This window comes from Streptomyces sp. C36 (genome assembly GCF_040932295.1).
Taxonomy (GTDB): domain Bacteria; phylum Actinomycetota; class Actinomycetes; order Streptomycetales; family Streptomycetaceae; genus Streptomyces; species Streptomyces triculaminicus.
In genome coordinates this window covers 427626-453530 of sequence record NZ_JBFQGI010000007.1, presented here as the reverse complement: position 1 = coordinate 453530, position 25905 = coordinate 427626, and the positions used below count along the sequence as shown (strand labels likewise).

Below are 25905 nucleotides of genomic sequence, written 5' to 3'. Positions count from 1 at the left end.
GGGGAGAGACACACCGTGGATTCCGAGAAGGTCGCCGCTCATCGCGAGGCGCTGAAGCAGGCCGAACGCGACGGGCTGCTGAGCGCCAAGGCGGCGAGCGCCACAACCAACAACCCGGACTGGTTCATCAGGCTGGGAAACGACGCCATCCCCACCCCGGAGCGGAGTGCGCTGCACGATCGCATCCTTGACGACTGGCAGAACGCCACCACCAATCCGGGCCGGGACAAGATCGCGATCATGACCGCCGGCCCGCCGGGTGCGGGCAAGACGTCGGCGCGGACAGCGGTGCAGCAGCGCTTGAGCCCTGATGGCTGGCACGTCATCGACCCGGACGATTTCAAGGACGAGCTGCTCAAGGAGGCGCTGGAAGACGGCAGCTTCCAGCGGATGGCCGCGAGCATGGAGCAGCCCGACGAGCGGTTCTACCCGCGCGAGCTGGCCCCCTTGGTGCACGAAGAGTCCACCATGCTCGCCGACAAGGCGCGGGAACGGGCGATAGCGGCCGGTGAGAACGTCGTCATCGACGGCACGCTCGCCGGTCGGGCCAAGCCCGACGCACTCGCCGAAAGGCTGACCGCGGCCGGCTACACCATCCACGTCGTCGATGTCGAGACCACCGCCGACGTCTCCCGCGAGCGGGTCATGGGCCGCTGGCAGGGGCCGTACGAGGAGGTCCAGGACAAGGCCGCTCAGGGCCAGGACGTCTCGAAGGAGCTCGGCGGCCGCTGGGTGAACGGTGAAGTCGTCGACTTCATGTACCGCGGCCGCGAGGACAACGATCTGAGCATCTGCGCCGACAACGCCAAGGCGCTGATCGACAAGCATCCGGCCGTCCAGGAAGTCGACCGCTACTACACCCCGCACGCCAAGGGCGGGGCGGAGCGGCTGGAGAGCTGGCAGCGCGGTGACGACGGCAAGGTCACGCACCGGACCCACGAGGGCTGGCAGACGCGCGAGCAGCAGTCCCAGCAGCAGTCCCAGCAGCGGGCTCAGCAGCAGGCGAAGGAGCAGGCCCCGCAGGAGCGGACGGCGGACGTCCGCAGCACGGCCGGCCAGAGCAAGATCGAGGCGCTGCGCGGCAAGGTCGGGGGCCGGGAGGCTGCCGGGCCGACGGCCGGCGCCGCCGGGACGAAGGCGAACTCCGTCCCGCAGCAGGCGAAGGCGCAGGGCAAGGTGTCCCCGCAGCGCGATGACAAGCGCCGCGAGGACCGTACGCGCGGCCAGGAGCGTTAGGCGGCGGCCGCCGCCCTCGCCACGGCCTCGAGCAGCCGTTCCCGCTCGTCCCTGTCGATCAGCCGACCGCGGGTGACCACGGCCTCCACGCGGCGCGTGTTGGCGATGTCGGCCAGGGGGTCCGCGCCCAGGACCACCAGGTCGGCGGCGCGGCCGGGGGCGATGGCGCCCAGGACCGATCCCTGGCCGAGGGCGGCCGCCGCCTCCACCGTCGCGGCCCGCAGGGCGTGGGCGGGGCTGAGGCCGGCGGCGACCAGGTGGCGGAGCTCGTCGTGCAGGGAGAAGCCCGGCACCATGTACGGCGTGCCGGAGTCGGTGCCGGCGAGCAGGGGGACGCCCTGGGCGCGCAGGGCGTCGACCAGGCGTTGCCGGTGGTCGTCGAGTTCGCGGACGCGGGCGGTCTCCTCCGGGGTCCGGCTGCCGGTCAGTTCCGTGAGCTGCTGCCGCCAGGCGCTGGTGTACCAGGCCGGGAGGTACTTCCATTCCTCCTTCCGGTCCGGCAGCGCGTCCTGGCGTTCGAAGGTGTGGTGCATCCCGAGGGTGGGGGTGACGTAGGTGCCGTTGTGCGCGAGGTGGTCGAAGACGCGCCGGGTGCGGGCGGGGTCGTAGGAGCGTGCGGCCGCCGACTCCACGGGGAGGAGCCGGCGGAAGTAGTCCCGGAAGCGGCTCGCCGAGCTCGGGTCGGCGGGGTCGACGCGGACGGCGGCGAGGGCGCGCCGGATCTCCTCCTCGCGGCCGGACGTGGACAGCAGCAGCGGGTTCAGGTGCTCGACGGTGTGCTGGCCCGCGTTGGAGGCTTCGGTGACCGGGACGTCGTCGGGGCAGTGGCCGGCGTACGGGATGCCCTGGCGGCGGGCCTCGGCCGCGAGGGCGAGGTAGGTCCGGCGCGTGAGGCGGGAGTAGACCTTGATGAAGTCCGCCGAACCGTCCGCCGCGATCCGGCGCACCGCCTCGCGGGCCTCCGCCTCCGTGTCCACCTCGAGGACCGGCGCCGGGGCCAGGTCACCCGCCCACAGGCTGGGCGTGCCGTCGACGAAGGTGCTGGCGACGACCCAGCGCGGGCCGAGCACGTCGCCCCGCTCGGCCCTGTCGCGCCAGGCGCGGATCTCGGGCGTGCCCCACATCTCACGGACCGTCGTCACCCCCGCCAGGGGGTAGAGCGGCGAGGCGAACGCCGTCAGGCCGCTGCTGTGGGTATGCGCGTCGATCAGGCCCGGAATGACGTACTTGCCCGTGAGGTCCACCGTCCGGGCCCCCTCCGGCACCGCCGTGTCGGCGGTCCGGCCCACGGCCAGGACGCGGCCGTCGCGGATGAGCACGGTCCGGTCGGGCTCGGCCGGCCGGGAACCGGGTGCCGCGATCAGTGTGGCGTGGGTGAGAGCGAGCATCCGGTCCGCCGCCGGGGTTGCCGCCCCCGTCGGCACAGGTGTTGCGTCCGGCCCTGGGTGTTGTCCGCACATCCGACGTGCCCCCGTTCGCTGTGACGTCCTCGCTTCCCACTGTGGCGGAGCGGAGGGCGCGGGGGCTGTAGGCAGCTCTACCCAGTTGACAACGTGTGCCGGGGCCAGCGCGCCCGTGCCTGCTCCTCGGATCGCATCAGCGCGACCGTGGGCAGGCCCTGTGCCTCACCGGCCGTCAGGAGGTCGGGCAGGGCCGGGAGCGGGGCCACGGCGGCCACGTCGTCGAGGACGAGGGTCAGTGGTGGGTCGAGCCGGCCGGAGGATGACCGTGCGGCCATGCGGCGGCCGTGCTCGACCACGCTTGAGGCGAGTGCGGTGAGCAGCGGCATCGCACCCGGGCGGGTGCGGGGATCCTCAATCGCCTCACCCACCACGTACAGGGTTCCCCCTTCGGGGACGAATGATTCCAGTGCCGACGAATTGGCTCGATTCGGGTTACAGGCGTCGCGGATGTGAACGGAGGTGAGGGCGGTGAGCGCGCTCGCGGCCAATTGCAAGGCCATGTCACGCCGTTCGGGGTGTCCCGTGAGCGCCGACTCCAGCTCGCCCGCCGTGCCGCCGACCGCCTTGGGGTTCGTACGGAGGATCCGTACGGGCTCATGGGCCGACGTCCCCTGCGCCCAGCGGTGGACCTGACGGAAGGGGCGGCCGTCGACGGCCACCGCGTGCAGCCAGCAGCGCAGCAGGGTCTCGGCCGTGTCGGCGGTGGCCGAGTCGAGGGTGCTGAGGGGGCGTACGGGCGCGAGCAGCGCGGTCGCGCGGGCGGCGGCCGTGTCGCGGGCCTCGCAGCCGGCGGCCGGGTTCCAGCGGAGACGGTCGGGGGTGTCGAGGAGATGGGTCGGGTCGAACACGTGCACAGGCCCGAGCTTGGCGCGGGCGGCCTTGGTGCCGGCCCACAGCGCGGGGTCGCTGGTGACGACGAGCACGGGCCCGGCGGCCTCGAGGACGGCCTGGGTGGCGAGAGCGCTCAGAACGGCCCGGTCCGTGGCGTAGACGAGGCGCCGAGGGGTGGAAGGGACGTCGGTGGCAGGGGTGGCGGTGGCGGTGGCGGCTGTGGGCGTACGTGGCTCGGGGACGGACACCGGAGCCCCCTGCTCCGTCACAGGGGCCTCGACCGGCGCCGCCTGCGCCGGCACCGAAGCCACCGTCGCCACGGACGCGGCAACCACCGCCCCCTCCCCCTTCCGTGCCCGCACCGCCCGCCACCGGGCCACCGTCCCGATCGCGAACGTCATCAGCACCACGGCCACCAGCACCTCGCTGATGAGGACGCCCCAGAACAGCCCGTACCCCGACAGTGCCTCCGGGGCCGCCTCGGGCCACGCGGCCGGCAGGTCGCGCGGCTGGGTCATGAGATGCCGCAGCGCCTGCGCGGTACCGACGAAGGTCACGCCCTTCGGCCACGCGCCGTTGGCGAAGAAGGCGGCGATGCCGGTGGCCGTCCAGACCAGCAGCGTCATGCCCAGCAGGAAGGCGATGACGCTGACCAGCAGGCCGTCCGGAATGCCGCGCTCCGAGCCGCGGTTCCGGTCGTCCCGGTCCCGTACGGGCGTCATGTCACGCCACCGTCGACTCGGAGGGCTCGGCCGCGCCCGCCGGATCGCCCGGCCCGTACACCTCCATCGCCGCCGCTGCCCGTTCGGCGGCCGCCGCCTCCGCCGCGAGCTCGCGGGCCAGGTCGTCGCCGTCCTCGGTCATGGCCCGGTCGGTGTAGACCAGCGGCCGTTCGGCGTCGGTGATCAGGTGTTTGACGACCTGGACGTTGCCGTTGACGTCCCAGACCGCGATGCCGGGGGTGAGCGTCGGAATGATCTCCACCGCCCAGCGCGGCAGCCCCAGCACCTGGCCCGTGGCCCGCGCCTCGTCGGCCTTCTGGGCGTAGATGGTCCGCGTCGAGGCCATCTTCAGGATCGCCGCGGCCTCCTTGGCCGCCGCCCCGTCGACCACGTCCGACAGGTGGTGGACCACCGCCACGAACGACAGGCCCAGCCGCCGGCCGAACTTCAGCAGCCGCTGGAAGAGCTGCGCGACGAACGGTGAGTTGATGATGTGCCAGGCCTCCTCGACCAGAAAGATGCGCTTCTTCCGGTCGGGCCGGATCCAGGTGTGTTCCAGCCAGACGCCCACGATCGCCATCAGGATGGGCATGGCGATGGAGTTGCGGTCGATGTGCGAGAGGTCGAAGACGATCAGCGGTGCGTCGAGGTCGATGCCGGCCGTCGTCGGCCCGTCGAACATGCCCCGCAGGTCACCGTCCACCAGCCGGTCCAGCACCAGCGCGACGTCCAGGCCCCAGGCCCGTACATCGTCTATGTCGACGTTCATCGACTCCGCCGACTCCGCCTCCGGATGCCGCAGCTGCTCGACGATGTCCGTCAGCACCGGCTGACGGCCCACGATCGTCTCGTTCACGTAGGCGTGCGCGACCTTGAGCGCGAAACCGGCCCGCTCGTCCAGTCCTCGTCCCGTCGCGACCTCGATGATCGTACGGAGGAGGGCGAGCTGGCCGGTCGTGGTGATCGCCGGGTCGAGGGGGTTGAGCCGGATGCCGCCGTTGAGCGCGGCCGTCGGGTCCAGCCGGATGGGGGTTATGCCCAGCTGCTGCGCGATGAGGTTCCACTCGCCGACGCCGTCCTCGCCCTGGGCGTCCAGCACGACGACCTGCCGGTCGCGGAAGCGCAGCTGGCGCAGGACGTACGTCTTCTCCAGCGCCGACTTGCCGTTGCCGGACTCGCCGAGGACGAGCCAGTGCGGGGCGGGCAGCTGCTGGCCGTAGAGCTGGAAGGGGTCGTAGATGTAGCCCTTGCCGGAGTACACCTCGCGCCCGATGACCACGCCCGAGTCACCGAGGCCGGGGGCCGCGGTGGGGAGGTAGACGGCCTGCGCCTGACCGGTGGAGGTCCGTACGGGCAGCCGGGTCGTCTCCACCTTCCCGAAGAGGAAACTGGTGAAGGCGTCGGTGAGGGTGGCCAGGGGATCGAGCACGGCATTGCCCCTATCGTCGGATGCCGGTCGCGAACGGCAGCGTGTTGACGAACGCCCGGTGGTGCTCGCGGTCGCACCACTCGAGCTTGAGGTAGCTCTTGCCCGCCGAAGCTCTTATGGTCCGCTTGTCACGCGCCAGCGCCTCCGGCGAGCGCGACGAGACGGTGATGTACCCGACCAGGTTGACGCCCGCCGCGCCGCTGGCGAGGTCCTCGCCGCGCTGGTCGACGCGGGAGTGGTGGGCGACGTCGCGGGGGTCGACGACCCGGTTCATCTTGGCGGCGCGCGAGGCGTCCGCGTCGTCGTTCGTCTTCTCCGTCAGCATCCGCTCGATGGCCACGTCGGTCGGCTCCAGGTCCATGCAGACCGCGACCGTACGGATCACGTCCGGGGTGTGGACGAGGAGCGGGGCGAGGAAGTTGACGCCCACGGGCGTCATCGGCCACTCCTTCACCCACGCCGTCGCATGGCACCAGGGCGCGCGCGTGGACGACTCCCGGGTCTTCGCCTGGAGGTAGGTGGGCTCCATGGCGTCCAGCTCGGCCGGCCAGGCGTTGCGCTTGGTCATCGCCTGGATGTGGTCGATCGGGTGGTCCGGGTCGTACATCGAGTGCACGAGCGACGCCAGCCGCCCCTGGCCGAGCGGCTGCCGCACCCGGATGTCGGCCTCGGCGAGCCGGGCGCAGATGTCCGTCAGCTCGCGCGCCATGACCACGGCCAGGCCCGCGTCGCGGTCCAGCCGCTGCCTGCCGCCGCCCTCGTGCCGGGAGGCCCTGGCGATGGCCTGCGCCTCGGCGGCCAGCTCACGGCTGTAGTGCATGCACGCCACGAGGTACGCGCGGTGCTGCTCGGACGACGTCGAGACCATCGACTGCAGCTGGTCGTACGACTCCTTCAGCCAGTCCGGGGCGTTGTCGTCACCGCGCCGCTCGACGTCCTTGGCGTGCGCGTCGGGGTCGGCGGGCAGCGTACGGGCCAGCATCTGGATGCGGGTGACGTAGCCGTCGCCGTTGGCGACGTGCTTGAGCAGCGTGCCGAACCGTTCGACCAGCGCCTCCTGGTCCTCCGAGTCGCGCAGCCCGACGCCCGGCCCCTCGATCTCGATCGCGGCGGTCACGGTGCGGCGGTCGGCGTGCAGCAGCACGGCGATCTCGTCCGGCCCGAAGGGCGCGGAGAGCCAGTTGATCCGCCCGATGCCCGGCGGCGGGCCGACCTCGATCTCCCGCCCGTCCAGGCGGGTGCCGGCCTCGATCGCGGAGGAGCGGTACGTGGTGCCGCGGCGGAGGCTGCGCTTGTACGAGCGGTTGATCTCGAACCACTTGTAGAACGTGCGGTTCTTGTACGGCACGTAGACGGCGGCGAGCGAGAGCGCGGGAAAGCCGGTGAGGGTGACGATCCGCAGTGGCAGCAGGGGCACCAGGAGGCCGCACATCATGCCCAGGAACGCCCCGGCGATGATCAGCGCGATCTCGCCGGTCTCCCGGTTCTTGCCCACGACCGCGTTGGGGCGCGCGCGTCCGATCAAATACGTACGGCGGGCCGCGATCGGCTGGGACTGGGCCGGGATCGTCAACTCCGCTCACCTCCGGATGTATTGCTCTTGCCGTTGTTCTGTGCGCGGGGCGCCGGGACCGGTGCGGAGGAGGGAGCGCTTCCGTTGCCGCCGCCGCTCGGGGCCGCGGGGCGGGCGCTGTGAGCGGCCACACCGCCGGACATGGCACTGGCCGGACGGGCCGCCTGGCCCCCTCCGCCGCCGTTGCCGCGGGCGCTGTGGGTGGTGATTCCCTGCTTGACCAGGGCCGCCGGCGAGGAGATCACCGCGGCCGCGCGGCGGGAGGCCGCGTCGTTGCTGGCGTTGCGGCTGCTGACGATCTCGTCGCCGAAGCCGGGCACGAAGCGGTAGATCATCGCACTGGAGAAGATGGCGAGGATGATGATCGCGAGGCCGGACACGACCGCCGAGAAGGCGGTCGGGCCCTTCCCGCTGGACAGCGCCCCCGCCAGGCCCAGCACGATCACGATGATCGGCTTGACGAGGATGACGGCGATCATGATGCCGGCCCAGCGGCGGACATGCCCCCACATGTTCTTGTCGACCAGCCCCGCGTAGACCGCCGTACCGAGGATCGCCCCGACGTACAGCAGCGCCGCACGGATCACCAGCTCCAGCCACAGCACGCCCGCGGCCAGCACCGAGACCAGCGACACCACGATCAGCATGATCGGCCCGCCGCCGATGCCGTCGCCCTTCTTGAGGGCGGCCGCGAACCCGCCGAAGAACGCGTCGTTGTTCGTCCCCGAACCGGCGGCGATCACGTCGGTGACGGCATCGGTCGCCGAGACGACCGTGTACAGGATCAACGGCGTGAACGCCGACGCCAGCACCGTCAACCACAGAAAACCGACCGCCTCGGTGACCGCCTCCGAGAACGGCACCCCGCGCACGGCCCGCTTGGCGACCGCCAGCAGCCACAGGATGAGCGTCAGGAACGTCGAGGCCGCGAACACCACGGCGTACTGGCGGAGGAAGGGCGCGTTGGTGAAATCGACGTTGCCGGTGTTCTGGACGGCTTCGGAGAGCTTGTTGACGATCCAGGAACCGGCTTCGGCACAGCCTTTTGCCAGTGAGGCCAGGGGGTCGAGGGCGTTGGGGGGGTCGGCGGGGGTGGTTCCGGTGCCTTTGCCGGTTCCGGTGCCGCCTTTGCAGAACTCTTTGGCGGGGCCTCGGATGAGCTCGCACGGGTCGTTGGTGTTGCTGCCACTCGGCGTGGGCGTCGGGGCGGCGCTGCCACTCGGGGTCGCCGAGGGCGTGGGGCTCGCCTGGGATCCCGACGGCGCGGGTGTCGGTGTCGGCGCGGCGTACGCCCGTGCGGAGAGCACGACGATCGTCGCTTGCATTGCCGCAAACGCGGCGGGGATCGTGAGCGCACGGCGGCGACTAGCGGGCATAGGTGAACCCTCCGAACCCTTCAACGGCGTCGGACATCTCCTTGGCCGATGAGGCGGCCTGGTCCCGGCCGACCGGAGCCGGGCCGTCCTTCTGCGTGAAGTCGGTGACCTTCCAGTCGTCCCCGGTCCACTTCAGCACGAACGTGTTGGTGTACCAGCTCTCGGAGACCGGATTGGTCGAGCTCTCGCCGGCCAGGCCGAAGAGCGAGGAGAACCAGACGGCGATGCTCGCGGTGTCGCCCTCGTACTTGACGACCTTGGTTCCGACGGGGCTCGTCCTGGACACGAACGTCATGCCCTTGGGCGTACCGCCGTTGGCGTCCAAGCCGATCTTCTTCAGGAACTCCGGGTCGGAGTAGACCTTGTCGAGGTCGCCCTGGCGGGCGGCGGCGACGTCCGGGGCGTATACGGCGTTGACGATCGCGTGACGGCTGTCCGTCTTGAACATCCCGTCACCCCCCAACGCCACCGCGAAATTCGCCGCGGCGCTCTGCGCTCCCTGCTCCGAATGGGCGAACCCCGAGGCGATCCCGCCGGTCTTGCCGTCGACCGGCTTGGTGCCGGTGGGGGCCGTGGCGCGGGCGCCGGTGGGGGTGCGGGGGGAGCCGTCGTCGTCGGACGAGGAGCCGGAGCCGTCGCCTCGGTTGGCGAAGGCGATGGCGGCGATGAGCAGGACCACGACGCCCACGACAGTGATCAGGTTCCGGCCGGAGGGGCGGCCCGCTCTGCCGGAGCGGCCGCTTCCGCGGCGGGTGGGGGCGTAGGGGTCGACCTCGCCCTCCGGGAGGCGCGTGCGCGTGCCGTGGTGGCGGTCGTCGCCGTAGTCGTTGTGGCCGCTGCCGTAGCCGTCGTCGCCGAGACTCATGCTCCGCCTGCTCCCTCATACGTCGTGGCCGGCTTGCCGCCCGTATATGACGGTAGCGGTGGGAAGGGAATCCGGGGGGTGGGCGAAGGGGTGTGAGGGGGCATCAGGTGGCAGCCTCGGTGCGGGGGGACTCGGGGACGAGAGGGTCTGCGCGGGAGCGATGCGCGGCGGGACCGGATGGAAGCGGATGGAAGCGAACGGGCGGAGGAGGGGGCGCGTAAGGGGGCTCAGACCGCCATGCCGTAGACGATCGTGAACAGCGTGCCGAGCGAGCCGATGATGAACACTCCCGTCAGGCCCGCCACGATCAGGCCCTTGCCCTGCTCGGCGCTGAACGTGTCCCGGAGCGCCGTGGCGCCGATCCGCTGCTTCGCTGCCCCCCAGATGGCGATGGCCAGGCAGAGCAGGATCGCCGCTGCCATGATGACCTCGATCATCACGCGCGCTTCGCGCCCGAGTTCGCCGAACGGACCCCATTTCGGGGCGATTCCGCCAATGATGGTGTTGATGTCGCCCTTGTTGCCGGCAGCCAAAAACATTTCTAACTCACCGCCCCTTATGGGTAGTTGTATCCCCCTTGCCGCACGGCAAAGGTCAGGACCTATCTTCGCCGACGATGCCGCTCCGCATGTCGATTTGGCGGCATTTTTTGCCGGAACCCGTACGAGTGCGCGGTGGTGCCGCTCTGACCTGCGGTGAAGCCCCGTTGTCAGTGGGGGGTCCTAGGGTGACTCTGTGTATCACGCGTATGGACGCCGAGCAATCGTCGGCGATACAGGGGGGCGCGGAGATGTTCAAACGACAGTGTGTTCGGTGGGTACTCTTCCTGATCTGCGCATGGAGCCGCGCACGGTTCGAGATCAAGGGTGGTACGCGTGCTGGTTGCCGGTCGTTACCGGTTGGGGGAGCCGCTCGGCCGTGGGGGAATGGGCGAAGTCTGGCAGGGGCACGACGAGGTGCTGGGCCGTCAGGTCGCGGTCAAGCTGCTTCTGGGGGACGACTCCGACGAGTCCTCCGCGATGCGCTTCCGGATGGAGGCCCAGACGGCCGCCCGCCTGAATCACCCTCAGGTCGTCGCCGTGTACGACTTCGGCGAGTGGGACGGCCGCTTCTACCTCGTCATGGAGCTGGTCCAGGGACCGAGCCTGCAGGGCGAGCTCGGGGCCCAGGGGACGCTCGCCGTGCGCCGCGTCGCCGACATCGCCGCCCAGACGGCGTCCGGCCTGGCGGCCGCGCACGCGCAGGGGGTGGTCCACCGCGACGTGAAGCCCGGAAACCTGATGGTGGACGCCGCCAGCGGCGCCCTGAAGATCGGCGACTTCGGCATCGCGCGGTTCGTCGACGAGACCTCGGCCCAGCTGACCCGGGCCGGGCAGATCGTCGGTACGAGCACCTACCTCGCCCCCGAGCGGGCGCTGGGGCGGACGGCCGGCCCGGAGTCGGACGTGTACGCCCTGGGGTGCGTGCTGTACCAGCTGCTGCTCGGCCGGCCGCCTTTCTGGTCCGAGAGCCCGACGACGCTGCTCTACATGCACGTGGACAGCACGCCCGAGCCGCCGCGGTTGCAGCGGGGCGAGATCCCGTACGCGTTCGAGGCCTTCCTGCTGCGCATGCTGGCCAAGCGGCCGGAGGAGCGGCCGTCGGCCCAGGAGGTCGAGGACTTCTTCGCCGACGGTTCCTGGGAGGACCGCGCGCAGCCGCTGCCGAACGCCACGGGTCCGCATGCCACGGCTCCCCACGCCACGGGCCCGCAGGGCGGCATGAGGTCTTCCGGAATGAGGTCCCCCGGCATGGGCCCGGCCGGCATGGCCCCGACGGCCGTGTCGGCCGCCGTCCCGCCGGTTCCGGGCGGTCCGCCGCCGTTCGCGCCGGGCCCGCCGCCCGGCCGGTCCGGGCCGCAGCGGGAGAGTACGACCACCTATGCCGCGGTGGCGCCGCCCGCACGGAAGCGGAAGACGCTGCTCGGTGTGGTCGCCGGTGGGGTCGCCTTCGTGGTGGCGGCTCTGATCGGGGTCTCCATGTTCGAGTCCGGAGGCGGCGGGGGCGGCAAGGGCGATTCCACGCCCCCGGCCGTCCCGGCCGCCGAGGCGAGCCAGGGCGGGGACACGCAGCCGCCGGCTGCCGACGCCGACGCCGTGCCCTCACAGGTCGCGAACCCCACCCGCTCGCCGAAGTCCGGGAAGTCGGCGAAGCCGAAGAAGTCGGCGGGGCCGGCGGACAGCTCCGCGCACCCGTCCTCGTCGCCCTCGCCCCGGCCCTCCTCCTCGGCGAGCAAGCTCAAGAAGCCGCGCGATCGGGACAAGGTGGACCTGCCCGATTTCTGACGGAGAGCCTGGGACGAGCGCGGGGGGTCAGCCCTCGATGCCCTCGACGAAGTGGTCGAACTCGCCCGCCTGGACGCCCAGGACGAACGCGTCCCACTTGGCGTCGGTCGTCACGACGACCTTCTCGGGGTTGATGTTCTCCCGGATGTAGACGCTGCCGTCGTTCCCGAAGGCGACCTCCAGATACTCGGTCATCTTCTCGTCGTCGGTGGCCGGGATCCATGTGAGATCAGCCGGAATCTCGGGCACGAGCCGCCCCCTCCTGAGATGGGATGTTCGGATGAACGCCGGCGCTCACCCTAGCGTCGCGGCACCGTGTGGGGGCCCGGCGCCGGGCGAGGCCGTCTGGTTCCCGCTCGTAGGGTGATGCACGCTGAACCGTCGGAGGTTCGGCGGAGGCTGACGGACCGTACGGAAGTCCGGATACGTGGTGGGCCCTTGGGGGAGGATTGCGGGGTGCGGAAGCTCTGGGTGGGCGTGGGTGCCGGTGTCGGCTTGTGCCTGAGTTTCGTCGGGCTGCTCGTGGTCGGTGTGTACGTGGCCGCGGGGAACACCGTGAGCGGTGGCGGGGGCCGGGGGACGGTAGGGCTGGCCAAGGGGGCGGTGCCGGATCAGTACCAGGCGCTGGTCGCCCAGTGGGGCAACCTCTGCCCCGCGCTCAATCCGGCGATCCTCGCCGCGCAGCTCTACACCGAGAGCAACTGGAACCCCAGGGCGGTCAGTCCCGCCGACGCCCGGGGGATAGCGCAGTTCATCCCGGAGACCTGGGCCGGGCACGCGGTCGACGGCAACGGCGACGGGAAGCGGGACATCTGGGATCCGCAGGACGCGATCCCGTCCGCCGCCACCTATGACTGCGACCTCGCCAAGTACGTCAAGAACGTACCCGGGGACATCACGGACAACATGCTCGCTTCGTACAACGCCGGTTCGTACGCCGTCATCAGGGCGGGCGGCATTCCGCCGTACAACGAGACGCAGGGCTATGTGAAGTCGATCCGCAGCCTGGAGAAGAGCTTCGCGCGGCCGGTCGGCAGGGTCGCGCCCTCACAGGCGGCGGCCGGGGCGATCTACTTCGCCCAGGAGAAGCTGGGCACGCCCTACCTCTGGGGCGGTGACGGCACCAAGGAGGACAACGGGCGTTTCGACTGCTCGGGTCTGACGAAGGCGGCGTACGAGACCGTGGGCATCGAACTGCCGCGCGTGGCCAACGACCAGTGGAACGCCGGCCCGCATCCCAAGCGGGACGAGCTGCTCCCGGGCGATCTGGTCTTCTTCGCACATGACTTGAAGGATCCGCGCAGCATCCACCACGTGGGCCTGTACGTGGGCGGAGGGTACATGATCAACGCTCCGTACACCGGAGCTGTGATCAGGTTCGACAAGATTGATTCACCGGATTACATCGGTGCGACACGAGTGACGCAGGATGGCGCAAAAGCGCTCCCCAAGCCCAAGTCGGCCTGACCGGAAGGGCCTGGGCTGGGACCATGGGTCACCCTTCGATAACGTCCTGGTGATCATCGGGTGGAGGGTGGAACGCTCTACTGGAGTAGGGCGTTCCTAATGAAGTGGGTGAGCAGCGCCGCAGGCTGCGGCGCACGGACCACGGGGGTCGGTGGCTGGACGTGGCGACAGGCGACAGATAGGGGCCGGGGCAATGGCTGGACTCGTGACGGGAGACTCCATGCCGGTGGCCGGGGGCGGTTCGAACCCCGACGACAGCCTGCTCTACGAGATCAACGGTCTGGCGAAGTCCGCGCCGCACGGGGTGGACCGCGCGATGGAGTTCATCGGCGAGTACGGAATCATCGTCGGCCTCGCCGTCCTGATGCTCTGCGCGTGGTGGAGCGTCCGCCGGAGCGACGACGCGCCCGCCGGGACGGCGGCGCTGCTGTGGGCGCCGGTCGCGGCCGGGCTCGCGCTCCTGGTCAACATCCCCATCCGCGGCTTCGTCCGCCGCCCCCGGCCCTTCCTCGACCACCAGGGGCTCGAGGTCCTGGTCAAGGGGAAGACCGACTTCTCCTTCGTCAGCGACCACTCGACGCTGGCCATGGCCCTGGGCGTGGGCCTGTTCGTGGCCAACCGGAAGTACGGGCTCATCGGCATCGGCCTGGCCCTGCTCGAGGGCTTCTCCCGGGTCTACCTGGGCGTGCACTACCCCACGGACGTCATCGGCGGCTTCGCCCTCGGCACCGCCGTCACCCTTCTCCTCGCCCCGCTCGCGATGATGCTGCTGACGCCGCTGACGCGGAGGATCGCCGGCACGCGGGCGGGCCGGCTCGTCCGGTCGGCCGGCGCGCCCGTGGCCGTGGTGCCCGCCGCCGGGTCCGGTGAGGACACCGACGGCGGCGCCCTCACCGGTTCCGGCCGGCCGCGCCACCACGACCACGACCGCGACCTGGCGGCCTGACGGCCGCCTGGCCGGCCCCTGCCGCGACCCTCAGAGCGCCTGCGGGAAGTCGAAGACGCGCTTGGGGTCGTAGCGCCGCTTCAGCTTCGTCAGACGGTCCGCCGCGTCCCCGTAGTAGGCCTTGCGCCAGTCCTTCAGGCCCGGGTCCGTGTAGTTCTGGTACGCGGCGCCCGAGGCGTACCGGCGCATCGCCGTGTGCGCGCCGTCCAGCCAGGCCGTCTGCGCCGTGCCCGCGCCGCCGGCCGCCCACGAGGTCAGGTACTGCGCCAGCATCCGCGAGCGCCGGTGCACGAAGGCCGTGGCCAGCGGCTGTACGCGGTTGACCGCGCCGCCCAGGGCCGTCAGCTGCACCGAGGCGCCGCCGCCCTTGACCCCGCGCGCGAAGCGTTCCACCTGCTCGAGCAGCGCCCGTACGCCCGCCGCGTCCAGCGAGCGGTCGAAGAAGTCCGAGCGCGCCGCGTACGTCTCGCGCTCCAGCTTGCCGGCGGACTCCCGGCCGGGCGTGCCGCCCGGGAGGTGGCACTGCTCGGTGGTCTTGTCGCCGCAGCCGGCGTAGGCGCGGACGGTGTCGAGGTAGGAGTGGCGCCGCAGCCGGACGGTGCCGATGCCGGCGCTGCCGCCGCTCGCCTTGGCCACCTTGCCGGTCAGCTCGTCGAAGGCGTTCTCCAGGTCTCCGTAGGAGCCGATGGTGAACGCGGCGACGGAGATGCGGGGGGAGCCGCCCGCCGCGGCCGACAGGTCGCAGGCCGACCAGATCTCGTCCGGCCGGCTCGGCCCCCACTCCTGCCAGGCCTTGATGACGGCCGCGGCCTTGGACCAGGGGAAGGAGACGTAGCCGGTGACGCCCTCGCCCACGGCGCGGGTGCGGAAGCGGAGTTCGGTGACGACGCCGAAGTTGCCGTTGCCGGCGCCGCGCAGGGCCCAGAAGAGGTCGGGCTCGTGGGTGGCGTCGCAGTCGACGGTCCTGCCGTCGGCGGTGACGAGGGTGGCGCCGGTGAGGCTGTCGCAGGTGAGGCCGTAGGCGCGGGAGAGGATGCCGTGGCCGCCGCCCAGGGTGAGCCCGGAGACGCCGACGGTGGGGCAGGAGCCGGCGGGGATGGTGACGCCGTGCGCGGCCAGGGACGTATAGACGTCGACGAGCTTGGCGCCGGCGCCTATGACGGCCGTCGACGCGGTCGGCGTCCGCACGCCCCTGAGCCGCGAGACGTCGAGGACGAGCCGGTCGTTGCCGCTGGACCAGCCGGCGTAGCTGTGACCGCCGTTGCGTATGGAGACGGGTATGGAGAAGCGGCGGGCGAAGGCCAGGGCCGCGGAGATGTCCGCCGTGCCGGCGACGTAGGCGATCGCGGCGGGGCGCAGCCCGTCGAAGCGGGTGTTGTAGAGCCGGCGGGCGGCGGTGTAGTCGGCGTCGCCGGGGCGTACGAGGCCGCCGGCGAGGCCCTTGCCGAGGGCGGTCCAGTCGCTCTTGGCGGCCTTTCCGGCGGCCGCCGCCGTGCCCGTCGTCACCGTGGCACCCACGGCGGCCGCCGCCGCCAGTCCGGTGCCCGTTGCCAGAAGTGTCCGCCTGTCGATGGCCATGCCGATCCCTGCCCCTTGGTGCCCTTGCGTGTGTGCGCCTGGTGCGCCTTGCCGAGTCCCCGTTGATCAAACAGATGGGTCGGCGGGGCGGGTGGTTCCGGCCTGGGGCGGTGGGTGGGGCGGGACGGTCTAGCCGGTGGCCGACGCGTCGGTCAGATGGGCGTCGGCGTCGGCGCGGGCCAGGGAGCGCGCCCGGCGGGCGGGGCCGTACCAGCCGCAGCTGCAGCGGGCCGTGCAGAAGGAACCGCGCTCGCTGGTGCTGGTGGTGTGGTCCGCGCGGTGCGGCGCGGTGGATGGATCGGACACGGGTCCACGCTACCGGGCCGTGACGGCCACCCCGGGGCGGTCGTTGAAGGAACGGGTTCCACTAGCGTGCGGCAGGGGGCTTACGGACATGGCTGTGCCCAGGCACAGGCGCGGTAGCGCGGTCGTCGCCGGTGCGGTGGCGGGCGGCCTCGCCTTCGGTCTGCTCGTGGTGTCCGGCTGCGCCGAGAAGGAGCCGGCCGGGGAGAGCGCGGCCTCCGGCGCGGGCGGCAGCAGTCTGGTGCGGCAGGCCCGCGAGGCCGCCGTTCCCGCGGCCGCGGATCCCGTGCGGGCGCTCGCCGCCGTGCGGCACGCGTCCGCGGCGCTGGCCCGGGCGGGCGGTGCGAAGGTCCGTACGTCCATGGAGACCGTCAGCGGCGGCACGCGGCTGACCATTCACGGCCGCGGTGCCTACGACTTCGCGCGGCCCGTCGGGCGGCTGACGGTGATGCTGCCCGAGGGCGGCGCGGGCAGCGCGGGGCACCGGCCGATCACCGAGGTGTTCGCGCCGGGCGCGCTGTACATGAAGAACCGCGGCGCGGGTGTGCCCGCCGGCAAGTGGGTGCGCCTCGACACGGGCACTCTGGCCGACGGCGACCTCCTCACCAGCGGCGCCACGGACCCCCTCGCGGCGGCCGAGCTGCTGGGCGGCGCGCGTGAGGCGGCGTACGCGGGCGAGGAGCGGCTGGGCGGGGAGCGGGTCGATCACTACTGGGGCACGGTCGACCTGTCCCGGGCCGCGCGGGCCGCGCCCGAACGGGACCGGGCGGCACTGGAGGCGGCGGCGAAAGGGTTCTCCAGTGGGACCGTCGCGTTCGACGCCTATCTCGACCGCCAGGGCAGACCGCGGCTGCTGCGCTACCGCTTCGGGGTGGCGGACCGGGACCGCGCCGGGCGGGCGGACGTGGGCGTCGGCCATCGCGCCGTGGCCTCCGCGGCGTCGGCGTCCTCGGCCGCCGCCTCCGCCGTGGCGGCCGCGCCGGCGACGGCGTCGGCCACCGTTTCGGCCCCGCCGTCACCGATGACCGTGGTCTCCACGGTCGAACTTTCCTCGTTCGGATTCCGGCCGGACATCTCCCTGCCCGCACCCGCCGAAATCTATGCGGGCACGGTCGCTTCGCCGCAGAAATAGCGCGGCACGGCGTAGTTGGCCATGGAAATGGTCCTTCTGTGCCATGCGCGGCGTGTGTACCGATCACTACGCTGGAAAGCGGTCCCGAGGAGCCCCGAGGAGGTGAATCACGTGGTTTCGCGACGCGGTTCGTCCGGCGGGCCGGATCCCGTGGCCCTCATCGAGATCGATCTCTACGGCGAGCTGATGATCGCCGCGTCCAGCGCGGTGGAGGAACGCCTCAGCTTCGACCGGATCGATGAGGTGTTGCGGGTCGTCCGGCGCCGGCCGTCCGGGCCGGAAGGGGACGCGGACGGCTGAACCCTACGTCCGCAGCAGCCGCGCGATCGCGGCGCTGGCCTCCTCCACCTTCGCGTCGATCTCCGCGCCGCCCTTGAGGGCCGCGTCGGCCACGCAGTGGCGCAGGTGTTCCTGGAGGAGCTGGAGGGCGAAGGACTGGAGGGCCTTCGTGCTCGCCGAGACCTGGGTGAGTATGTCGATGCAGTAGACGTCCTCGTCGACCATGCGCTGGAGGCCGCGGATCTGGCCCTCGATCCGGCGCAGTCGCTTGAGGTGCTGGTCCTTCTGCTTGCTGTAACCGTGCGGCCCGGGGTGGTCACCGGGCGTGGACGCCTCGCCGTGGCAGGAGGCCGCGGGGGGCTCAGTGGTGCTGGTCACTGTGGCATCCGTGGCCGTCATGGCGTCCTCCGTTGTCCTGCGGGGTGCTTGCCCGTGCCGCCGGGGCCGGTCGTCAGCGGGATGACGAGCGTACGGGCGGTGCCGGGTCCGCCGGGGTCCGCTGGGCGGCGATACCCCTTTTCGCATACCCCGGGCGGGTATATCGTACCCAAAATCTTCGCCGGAGGCTCGTACCGCCTTCATGAGCACTCTGCCCGATGGGCGACACTGAGGGAATGCCAGTTAGCTGTGGCTGGGTGATGCGCCTAGCATCAACGAGACCGAATCCGCTGCACCCCGAGGATCCCACGTGCGCTTTCGTCTGACCCCCAGGGAGACGAGCTTCTACGACATGTTCGCCGCCTCCGCGGACAACATCGTCACGGGCTCCAAGCTCCTGATGGAACTGCTCGGAGCGGATAGCTCCGCCCGGGCCGAGATCGCCGAGCGCATGCGGGCAGCGGAGCACGCCGGGGACGACGCGACGCACGCGATCTTCCACCAGCTGAACTCCTCTTTCATCACGCCGTTCGACCGTGAGGACATCTACTCCCTCGCCGGTTCGCTCGACGACATCATGGATTTCATGGAAGAGGCCGTCGACCTGGTCGTCCTCTACCAGATCGAGGAATTGCCGAAGGGCGTCGAGCAGCAGATCGAGGTTCTCGCGCGGGCGGCCGAGCTGACCGCCGAGGCGATGCCGAACCTGCGGACGATGACCAACCTCACGGAGTACTGGATCGAGGTCAACCGCCTCGAGAACCAGGCCGACCAGATTCACCGCAAGCTTCTCGCCCACCTCTTCAACGGCAAGTACGACGCCATCGAGGTGCTCAAGCTCAAGCAGATCGTCGATGTGCTCGAGGAGGCCGCCGACGCGTTCGAGCACGTGGCGAACACGGTCGAGACCATCGCGGTCAAGGAGTCCTGACCTCCGGTGGACACCTTCGCACTTGTCGTGACCATCGCGGTCGCGCTCGGATTCACCTATACCAACGGCTTTCACGACTCCGCGAACGCCATCGCGACCTCGGTCTCCACGCGGGCGCTGACCCCGCGCGCGGCCCTCGCGATGGCGGCGGTGATGAACCTCGCCGGTGCGTTCCTCGGCAGCGGAGTCGCCAAGACCGTCAGCAAGGGCCTGATCGAGACGCCGGTGGGCGACAAGGGGATGGGCATCCTCTTCGCCGCGCTGGTCGGCGCGATCGTCTGGAACATGGTCACCTGGTACTTCGGCCTTCCCTCGTCCTCCTCGCACGCCCTCTTCGGCGGCATGGTGGGCGCGGCGCTGGCGGGCGGTACGACGGTCATCTGGTCGGGCGTCGTCGAGAAGGTCGTCATCCCGATGTTCCTCTCGCCGTTCGTCGGCCTGATCCTCGGCTATCTGGTGATGGTCGCGATCATGTGGATGTTCCGGCGGGCCAACCCGCACAAGGCCAAGCGCGGCTTCCGCATCGCGCAGACCGTCTCGGCCGCCGGCATGGCGCTCGGTCACGGTCTGCAGGACGCGCAGAAGACCATGGGCATCGTGGTGATGGCCCTGGTCATCGGCGATGTGCAGGGCATGGACGAGGCGATCCCGCTGTGGGTGAAGCTCGCCTGTGCGATCACGCTCTCGCTCGGTACGTACGCGGGCGGCTGGCGGATCATGCGGACGCTCGGCCGCCGCATCATCGAGCTGGACCCGCCGCAGGGCTTCGCCGCCGAGACGACGGCCGCCTCCGTCATGTACACGGCGTCGTTCATGTTCCACGCGCCGATCTCCACCACGCACGTGATCACCTCCGCCATCATGGGCGTGGGCTCCACCAAGGGCACGCGCGCGGTGCGCTGGGGCGTCGCGAAGAACATCGTGATGGGCTGGTTCATCACCATGCCGGCCGCGGCGATCGTGGCCGCGTTCAGCTTCTGGCTGGTGAACCTCGCGTTCGGCTAGCCGAACGCGCCGCAGAACGAATGGGCCCGCCCCCTGGTACGAACAGGGGGCGGGCCCTTCGCCTTGCGGTGGCACCGCCAAGCAGCACCGCGAGGCGGTTCCGGGGGCGGGCTCAGCCGAAGCGGCCCGAGATGTAGTCCTCCGTCGCCTGGACCGAGGGGTTGGAGAAGATGCGCTCCGTGTCGTCGATCTCCACCAGCTTGCCCGGCTGGCCGACGCCGGCCAGGTTGAAGAAGGCGGTGCGGTCCGAGACGCGGGCCGCCTGCTGCATGTTGTGGGTCACGATGACGATCGTGAACCGCTCCTTCAGCTCGCCTATCAGGTCCTCGATGGCGAGCGTGGAGATCGGGTCGAGCGCCGAGCAGGGCTCGTCCATCAGCAGGACCTGCGGCTCGACCGCGATGGCCCGCGCGATGCACAGACGCTGCTGCTGGCCGCCGGAGAGGCCGGCGCCCGGCTTGTTCAGGCGGTCCTTGACCTCGTTCCAGAGGTTGGCGCCCTTGAGGGACTTCTCCACGATGCCGTCCAGCTCGTCCTTGCGGACCCGGCCGCCGTTGAGGCGGACGCCGGCGGCCACGTTGTCGAAGATCGACATGGTGGGGAAGGGGTTCGGCCGCTGGAAGACCATGCCGACCGTGCGGCGCACGGAGACCGGGTCGACGCCGGGGCCGTAGAGGTTCTCGTCGTCCAGCATCACCTTGCCCTCGACGCGGCCGCCGGGGGTGACCTCGTGCATGCGGTTCAGGGTGCGCAGGAAGGTGGACTTGCCGCAGCCGGACGGGCCGATGAAGGCGGTCACGGAGCGGGGTTCGACGGTCATCGAGATGTCGTCGATGGCCTTGTGGGCGCCGTAGTAGGCGTTCAGGCCGCTGACGTCGATTCGCTTGGCCATGGGGATCACTACTTCTTTCGTGCGGACGACGGTCAGCGACCGGTCTTGGGGGCCTTCCAGCGGGCGATACCGCGGGCCACCAGGTTGAGGATCATGACGAAGGCGATGAGGACCAGGGCCGCGGCCCAGGCGCGGTCGTAGCTGGCCTCGTTGCCGGCTGCCCACTGCTCGTAGATGTAGTACGGCAGAGAGGACTGGGCGCCTTCGAAGGGGTTGTTGTTGATCAGCTGCGACCCGAAGACCAGCAGGACGATCGGGGCGGACTCGCCGGCGATGCGGGCGACCGCGAGCATCACGCCGGTGGCGATGCCGCCTATGGCGGTGGGCAGGACGACCTTGAGGATGGTGCGCCACTTGGGCACGCCCAGCGCCAGGGAGGCCTCGCGCAGCTCGTTGGGGACGAGCTTGAGCATCTCCTCGGTGGAGCGGACGACGACCGGCATCATCAGGATCGCCAGGGCCATGGAGCCGGCGAATCCGGAGTAGCCGTTGTCCATCATCAGGATCCAGAAGCTGAGGACGAACAGGCCCGCGACGATCGACGGGATGCCCGTCATGACGTCGACGAAGAAGGTCACGGCCTTGGCCAGCCGGCCGCGCCCGTACTCCACCAGGTAGATCGCCGTCAGCAGGCCGATGGGGGCCGCGATGACGGTGGCGATGCCGACCTGCTCCAGGGTGCCGATGATGGCGTGGTAGACGCCGCCGCCGGGCTGGATGGTCAGGACGCCGGCCATGGAGTGGCTGAGGAAGTTTCCGTCGAGGACCTTGATGCCGCGCGCGATCGTCTCCCACATGAGGGAGACCAGCGGGACGACGGCGATCAGGAAGCAGACCCAGACGAGGCTGGTGGCGAGGCGGTCCTTGGCCTGCCGGCGGCCCTCGACGCGGGCGGCGACGACGAACGTCGCGGCGACGTAGAGGACGCCGGCGAGCAGGCCCCACTGGACCCGGCTGCCGAGCCCGGCACCGAGGCCGATCGCGATGGCCACGGCGGCCGCGCCGAGGGCGAGGGCCGCAGGGGCCCAGCGGGGCAGACGGGGCTGGTACAGGCCGGAGACGGCCCGCGGGGCGCTGTCGGCGACCAGCTGCTCGTTCATGGTCACTCCGCTCATGCCGTGTACTCCTTGCGGCGCGCGATGATCAGCCGGGCGGCGCCGTTGACCAGGAGGGTCAGGACGAACAGCACGAGGCCGGAGGCGATCAGGGCGTCCTTGCCTATCTCGCCGGACTCCTTGAAGCTGCTCGCGATGTTCTGGGCGAACGTTCCGCCTCCGGGGTCCAGCAGGCTCTTGCCGATCTCGAAGCTGGGGGAGAGGACCGTGGCGACGGCCATCGTCTCGCCCAGGGCGCGGCCCAGGCCCAGCATCGAGGCGCTGATGACACCCGAACGGCCGAAGGGGAGCACCGACATCCGGATGACTTCCCAGCGGGTGGCGCCGAGGGCGAGGGCGGCCTCCTCGTGCATCTTCGGGGCCTGCAGGAAGACCTCGCGGCTGACGCTGGTGACGATCGGCAGGATCATGATCGCCAGCAGGATGCCGATGGTGAAGAGCGAGCGGGCGGCGCCGTCGTGGTACTCGAAGATGCCGGTCCAGCCGAAGTAGTCGTTCAGCCAGGTGTAGAGCCCGCCCAGGTGCGGCACCAGGAAGAGGGCGCCCCACAGGCCGTAGACGATGGACGGCACGGCGGCGAGCAGGTCGATGACGTACGACAGCGGCGTCGACAGCTTGCGCGGCGCGTAGTGGGAGATGAACAGCGCGATGCCGATGGCGACCGGCACGGCGATGAGCATGGCGATCAGCGAGCTGACGACCGTGCCGAAGGCCAGCACGGCGATGCCGAAGACCGGCGGGGTGGAGTTGGCGCTCCACTCGAAGGTCGTGAAGAAGTCGCCCTCGTTGTGGGAGAGGGCGTTGGTGGCCCGCACGGTGAGGAAGACCGCGATGGCGGCCATGATCACCAGGAGCAGGATGCCGGATCCGCGCGAGAGCGCGAGGAAGATCCGGTCGCCGGGCCGGGTGGTGGCCTTCTGCTCGGCGGGGGCCGGGGCGGCGCCGAGGGGCGGCGGAGCTGCGGTGGCTGGGGTTATGTCCATGGGTTTCTCCGGTCTGCGAAGTCCTGCCGGGGGCCGCCTCACGGCGGCGGCGGGGCTTCTGGCGCGGCGGTGCACCGGACGGTGCGGCCGGGCCCCGGGGTGTGGGCCGGGGCCGGCCGCATCCGCGTCAGGAGAGGGTCGCGACGGTCTCGCGGACCTTCTTGGCGATCTCGGCGGGCAGCGGCGCGTAGCCGAGCTCCTTCAGGACCGACTGGCCGTCCTCGCTCGCGATGTAGGTGAGGAAGGACTTCGTGGCCGGCAGCGTCTCGGCCTTGTTGCCCTTGTCCCCGACGATCTCGTACGTCACCAGGGTGATCGGGTAGGCGCCGTCGGCCTTGGTGGTGTAGTTGAGCTTGAGGGCGAGGTCCTTGCCGGTGCCCACGATCTTCGCCTCGGAGATGGCCTTGGAGGCGTTGTCGGAGGTGGCCTCGACCGGGGCGGAGGCGCCGGTGTTGAGCTTCACCGTCTTGATCGAGTTGGCGGTCGCGTAGGACAGCTCGAAGTAGGAGATGGCTCCCGCGGTCTGCTTGACCTGCGAGGAGACACCGGCCGAGCCGTCGGCGGACTGGCCGCCCTTGGCCTTCCAGGCCTTGGCGGGCTCGTACGGCCAGGACTTGTCGGCCGCCGCCTTGAGGTACTTGGTGAAGTTGTCCGTGGTGCCGGACTCGTCGGAGCGGTGGAAGGCCTGGATCTTGAGGTCCGGCAGCTTGGCGTCCGGGTTGAGCTTCTTGATCGCCTCGTCGTTCCACTTCTCGATCTTCGAGTCGAAGATCTTGGCGAGGGTGTCGGCGTCCAGGACCAGGTTGTCCACGCCCGGCACGTGGTAGCCGATGGCGATCGGGCCGCCGACCATGGGCAGGTTGATGCCCTGGCCGCCCTTGACGACGTCCTTGGACTTGGCGACCTCCTCCGGCTTGAGCGCGGAGTCGGAGCCGGCGAAGGCGGTCTTGCCCTGGAGGAACTCCTGGATGCCGGCGCCGGAGCCCGTGGCCTTGTAGTTGACCTGGATGTCCTTGCAGGCCTGGGAGAAGTTCTTCACCCACAGGTCCATGGCGTTCTTCTGCGCGGACGAGCCGGAGGCCAGCAGCTGGCCCTTGCCCTCGCACTTGATGTTGCCGGCCGCCTTGGTCGAACCGCTGCCGCCCGACGCGCCGCCGCCGTTGTCGTCGGAACCGCACGCCGTCAGGACCAGGGCACCGGAGACGGCGATGGCGCCGAGGGCGACTGTGCGAAGCCGGTTCTTGCGCTGAAGCTTCACTTTCGGGTGTTCCTTCCGGGAGCCGCCGCTCGGGCGGCGTGCGAGAGGTTTGTGGAGCTGTTCCGCCAGTGACGGGGCGGAATGGCGGGTGGTTCACCTGAACGGTGTGTCTCCCACCCTCCACGGCCGAAATTAGGCAGATCAGGTGAAGCGGTCGATGGGGCAGAGTGAACGGAGGGTGAACCTCACCCGTCGGGGTGGTAGCTCGGCGGACGGCCGGATTCCGCCCCCTAGTGTGACGTAGCTCTCTGTCGATTTACGGGCAGCCGTGGCAGCATCCCAAAGCGCGTGACGGCACGTCAGGCGCGGGGGCGGAGTCGCGGAGGGGTTCTGTGAGGCGGAACGGTGGCACGTCCGGCGGGGTGGGAAGCCCCGCAGGCGGCGCGGTGGGTGTGGCTGATGCGGCTGGTGATTCCGTAGGGGCCGATTCGGCCGGTGCTACGGGCTCCCTTGCCGCGAGGGGCCCGCTCGGCGCCATGAGCGTGGGCCCCGGGGTGACCGCGAGATCGTCCGGTGCCACGGGCGTGTCCGGCGCCGCGGGCGTCTCCGGTACCACGGCCGCGTCCGGCGCCGCGGGCGTCTCCGGTGCCACCGGCCCGGCCGCCCGGCGTCTCGCGGTCGCGGTCGCGCTCGTCTGCTCCCTGGGCGCGGGCGCGCTCGCCGTCCCGGCCGTCGCCCACGCGGACCCCGGCCCCCCGTCACCGGCGCCGTCGTCCCAGGCGCCGGCCGCCGGCTCCCTCGAGGCGGTCCACAAGCAGGTGGAGGACCTCTACCGCAAGGCCGAGTCCGCCACCGACGACTACAACGCGGCGAACGAGCAGCAGCGCCTGCAGGAGAAGGCGGTCGCGGACCTCACCCGCCGGGTGAACGCCACCCAGCAGCGGCTGGACCTGCTCCGCGGCCGGACCGGGGCCCTCGCCCGCGCCCAGTACCGCAGCGGCGCGCTGACCCCGCCGACCCAGCTGTTCTTCAGCGACTCGCCCGAGACCTTCCTCAACGGCGTCAGCCTCGCCCGCAAGGGCGAGCAGGCCACCCATGACCTGCTGACGCAGCTGGCGAGCACGCGCGCCGACCTCGGGCGCTACGCCAAGGCCGCCGAGGACCGCCGCAAGACGCTCGAGGGCGACCGCAAGAAGAAGGAAGCGGCGAAGAAGGAGATCGAGAGCCGGCTGGAGGCCGCGAAGAAGCTGGAGTCGAAGCTGGCGGAGAAGGAGCGCGAGCGGCTGCGGCAGATGGAGGAGGACCGGGCCCGCCAGGCGCAGCAGACCTGGCTCTCCAGCGCCGCCGGCAAGGGCCTCATGAACGTCAAGGGCTCGGCCGCCACCGGCGACGGCGGGCGCGCGGTCGACTTCGCGTCCGCCCAGATCGGCAAGAACTACGTCTGGGGCGCCGAGGGCCCGGACACCTACGACTGCTCGGGGCTCACGCTCAAGGCGTGGGCCGCGGCCGGGCGCGCGATCCCGCGCACCTCGCAGGAGCAGTGGCGGCAGCTGCCGAAGGTCGAGGTCAAGGACATGCGCCCGGGCGACCTGGTGATCTACTTCGGGGACGCCAGCCATGTCGGGGTGTACGCGGGCGACGGCATGATCGTCCACGCGCCCCGGCCGGGGCGGCAGGTGACCCTCGCGGGGGCCGGTTCGATGCCGATCCTGGGGGTCGTACGGCCCGGGTAGCCGCCGCGCGGCCGTCGCCGGACGGGGCTCGCGTGATCATAGGAACGTAGGACGACAAGGCGTGATGTTCGTCATCGCGCGTTCACCCCTTCGGGGCGCGTTTCGCGTCAATTCCCTTTGTGGCCGGGGCATATGACAGAGGCGGG

24 protein-coding genes are annotated in these 25905 nt (G+C 70.9%); 9 read left to right on the top strand and 15 right to left on the bottom strand.

Annotated features, from left to right (window positions below):
* The first annotated feature begins 15 nt into the window (after positions 1–15).
* A complete protein-coding gene (locus tag AB4K12_RS23420; RefSeq protein ID WP_368436056.1) occupies positions 16–1236 on the top strand; it encodes a zeta toxin family protein in 1221 nt (406 codons plus the stop codon).
* On the opposite strand, the gene AB4K12_RS23415 is transcribed toward AB4K12_RS23420, so the two are convergent.
* The 7 genes from AB4K12_RS23415 to AB4K12_RS23385 form a co-directional block, all read right to left on the bottom strand.
* Positions 1233–2624: an amidohydrolase family protein gene (locus AB4K12_RS23415; protein WP_368436055.1), complete on the bottom strand. Its 1392-nt coding sequence runs from the start codon at positions 2622–2624 to the stop codon at positions 1233–1235. The genes AB4K12_RS23420 and AB4K12_RS23415 overlap by 4 nt on opposite strands.
* A gap of 149 nt (positions 2625–2773) precedes the next feature.
* Positions 2774–4252 (bottom strand): type IV secretory system conjugative DNA transfer family protein, encoded by a 1479-nt coding sequence (locus AB4K12_RS23410; RefSeq protein WP_368436054.1) that lies wholly within the window; start codon positions 4250–4252, stop codon positions 2774–2776.
* Between the two features lies 1 nt (position 4253).
* Positions 4254–5681, bottom strand: coding sequence for an ATP-binding protein (locus AB4K12_RS23405; RefSeq protein WP_368436053.1), 1428 nt, complete (start codon positions 5679–5681; stop codon positions 4254–4256).
* Between the two features lie 10 nt (positions 5682–5691).
* On the bottom strand, positions 5692–7248 hold the full coding sequence (locus AB4K12_RS23400) for an SCO6880 family protein (protein WP_086567085.1): 1557 nt from the start codon (positions 7246–7248) through the stop codon (positions 5692–5694).
* 2 nt (positions 7249–7250) lie between these two features.
* Positions 7251–8630, bottom strand: a complete 1380-nt coding sequence (locus AB4K12_RS23395) for a hypothetical protein (RefSeq protein ID WP_368436052.1) — start codon at positions 8628–8630, stop codon at positions 7251–7253.
* Positions 8620–9495, bottom strand: a complete 876-nt coding sequence (locus AB4K12_RS23390; protein WP_368436051.1) for a hypothetical protein — start codon at positions 9493–9495, stop codon at positions 8620–8622. Before AB4K12_RS23390 ends, AB4K12_RS23395 begins: the two co-directional genes overlap by 11 nt.
* 227 nt (positions 9496–9722) lie before the next feature.
* On the bottom strand, positions 9723–10034 hold the full coding sequence (locus AB4K12_RS23385) for a hypothetical protein (protein ID WP_086568524.1): 312 nt from the start codon (positions 10032–10034) through the stop codon (positions 9723–9725).
* 327 nt (positions 10035–10361) lie between these two features.
* Between AB4K12_RS23385 and AB4K12_RS23380 the strand changes: the two genes are divergently transcribed.
* Positions 10362–11819, top strand: coding sequence for a serine/threonine-protein kinase (locus AB4K12_RS23380; RefSeq protein WP_368436050.1), 1458 nt, complete (start codon positions 10362–10364; stop codon positions 11817–11819).
* Between the two features lie 27 nt (positions 11820–11846).
* Here AB4K12_RS23380 and AB4K12_RS23375 read toward each other — a convergent pair whose 3' ends face one another.
* Positions 11847–12068 (bottom strand): DUF397 domain-containing protein, encoded by a 222-nt coding sequence (locus tag AB4K12_RS23375; RefSeq protein WP_368436049.1) that lies wholly within the window; start codon positions 12066–12068, stop codon positions 11847–11849.
* Between the two features lie 207 nt (positions 12069–12275).
* On the opposite strand from AB4K12_RS23375, the gene AB4K12_RS23370 reads away from it, so the two are divergent.
* Together AB4K12_RS23370 and AB4K12_RS23365 are read left to right on the top strand one after the other, a co-directional pair.
* Positions 12276–13286, top strand: coding sequence for an NlpC/P60 family protein (locus AB4K12_RS23370; protein WP_368436048.1), 1011 nt, complete (start codon positions 12276–12278; stop codon positions 13284–13286).
* Positions 13287–13479: 193 nt separating this feature from the next.
* Positions 13480–14232 (top strand): phosphatase PAP2 family protein, encoded by a 753-nt coding sequence (locus tag AB4K12_RS23365; RefSeq protein WP_368436047.1) that lies wholly within the window; start codon positions 13480–13482, stop codon positions 14230–14232.
* A 30-nt stretch (positions 14233–14262) separates the two neighbouring features.
* Here AB4K12_RS23365 and AB4K12_RS23360 read toward each other — a convergent pair whose 3' ends face one another.
* Both AB4K12_RS23360 and AB4K12_RS23355 read right to left on the bottom strand, forming a co-directional pair.
* Positions 14263–15804 (bottom strand): FAD-binding oxidoreductase, encoded by a 1542-nt coding sequence (locus AB4K12_RS23360; RefSeq protein ID WP_368436092.1) that lies wholly within the window; start codon positions 15802–15804, stop codon positions 14263–14265.
* A gap of 135 nt (positions 15805–15939) precedes the next feature.
* The gene (locus tag AB4K12_RS23355) at positions 15940–16116 is read right to left on the bottom strand and encodes a hypothetical protein (RefSeq protein ID WP_179198844.1); all 177 of its coding nucleotides are present in this window, start codon (positions 16114–16116) and stop codon (positions 15940–15942) included.
* An 88-nt stretch (positions 16117–16204) separates the two neighbouring features.
* Here AB4K12_RS23355 and AB4K12_RS23350 point away from each other — a divergent pair, with 88 nt between their 5' ends.
* Positions 16205–17245, top strand: a complete 1041-nt coding sequence (locus AB4K12_RS23350) for a hypothetical protein (protein WP_368436046.1) — start codon at positions 16205–16207, stop codon at positions 17243–17245.
* Between the two features lie 111 nt (positions 17246–17356).
* Complete coding sequence (locus AB4K12_RS23345; RefSeq protein WP_086568537.1) at positions 17357–17545, top strand: hypothetical protein; 189 nt, start codon at positions 17357–17359, stop codon at positions 17543–17545.
* Between the two features lie 3 nt (positions 17546–17548).
* On the opposite strand, the gene AB4K12_RS23340 is transcribed toward AB4K12_RS23345, so the two are convergent.
* A complete protein-coding gene (locus tag AB4K12_RS23340; RefSeq protein WP_086568539.1) occupies positions 17549–17923 on the bottom strand; it encodes a metal-sensitive transcriptional regulator in 375 nt (124 codons plus the stop codon).
* Between the two features lie 289 nt (positions 17924–18212).
* On the opposite strand from AB4K12_RS23340, the gene AB4K12_RS23335 reads away from it, so the two are divergent.
* Both AB4K12_RS23335 and AB4K12_RS23330 read left to right on the top strand, forming a co-directional pair.
* Complete coding sequence (locus tag AB4K12_RS23335) at positions 18213–18833, top strand: DUF47 domain-containing protein (RefSeq protein ID WP_086568540.1); 621 nt, start codon at positions 18213–18215, stop codon at positions 18831–18833.
* 6 nt (positions 18834–18839) lie between these two features.
* The gene (locus AB4K12_RS23330; protein WP_368436045.1) at positions 18840–19838 is read left to right on the top strand and encodes an anion permease; all 999 of its coding nucleotides are present in this window, start codon (positions 18840–18842) and stop codon (positions 19836–19838) included.
* Positions 19839–19950: 112 nt separating this feature from the next.
* Here AB4K12_RS23330 and pstB read toward each other — a convergent pair whose 3' ends face one another.
* From pstB to pstS, 4 genes are all read right to left on the bottom strand, one after another.
* Positions 19951–20730: a phosphate ABC transporter ATP-binding protein PstB gene (pstB, locus tag AB4K12_RS23325; protein WP_086568564.1), complete on the bottom strand. Its 780-nt coding sequence runs from the start codon at positions 20728–20730 to the stop codon at positions 19951–19953.
* A 32-nt stretch (positions 20731–20762) separates the two neighbouring features.
* Positions 20763–21830 (bottom strand): phosphate ABC transporter permease PstA, encoded by a 1068-nt coding sequence (gene pstA / locus AB4K12_RS23320; RefSeq protein ID WP_368436091.1) that lies wholly within the window; start codon positions 21828–21830, stop codon positions 20763–20765.
* An 11-nt stretch (positions 21831–21841) separates the two neighbouring features.
* Positions 21842–22828, bottom strand: coding sequence for a phosphate ABC transporter permease subunit PstC (gene pstC, locus AB4K12_RS23315; RefSeq protein ID WP_368436044.1), 987 nt, complete (start codon positions 22826–22828; stop codon positions 21842–21844).
* A 127-nt stretch (positions 22829–22955) separates the two neighbouring features.
* On the bottom strand, positions 22956–24086 hold the full coding sequence (pstS, locus tag AB4K12_RS23310) for a phosphate ABC transporter substrate-binding protein PstS (RefSeq protein WP_368436043.1): 1131 nt from the start codon (positions 24084–24086) through the stop codon (positions 22956–22958).
* A gap of 476 nt (positions 24087–24562) precedes the next feature.
* Between pstS and AB4K12_RS23305 the strand changes: the two genes are divergently transcribed.
* Positions 24563–25759: an NlpC/P60 family protein gene (locus tag AB4K12_RS23305; RefSeq protein ID WP_368436042.1), complete on the top strand. Its 1197-nt coding sequence runs from the start codon at positions 24563–24565 to the stop codon at positions 25757–25759.
* Positions 25760–25905 lie beyond the last annotated feature (146 nt).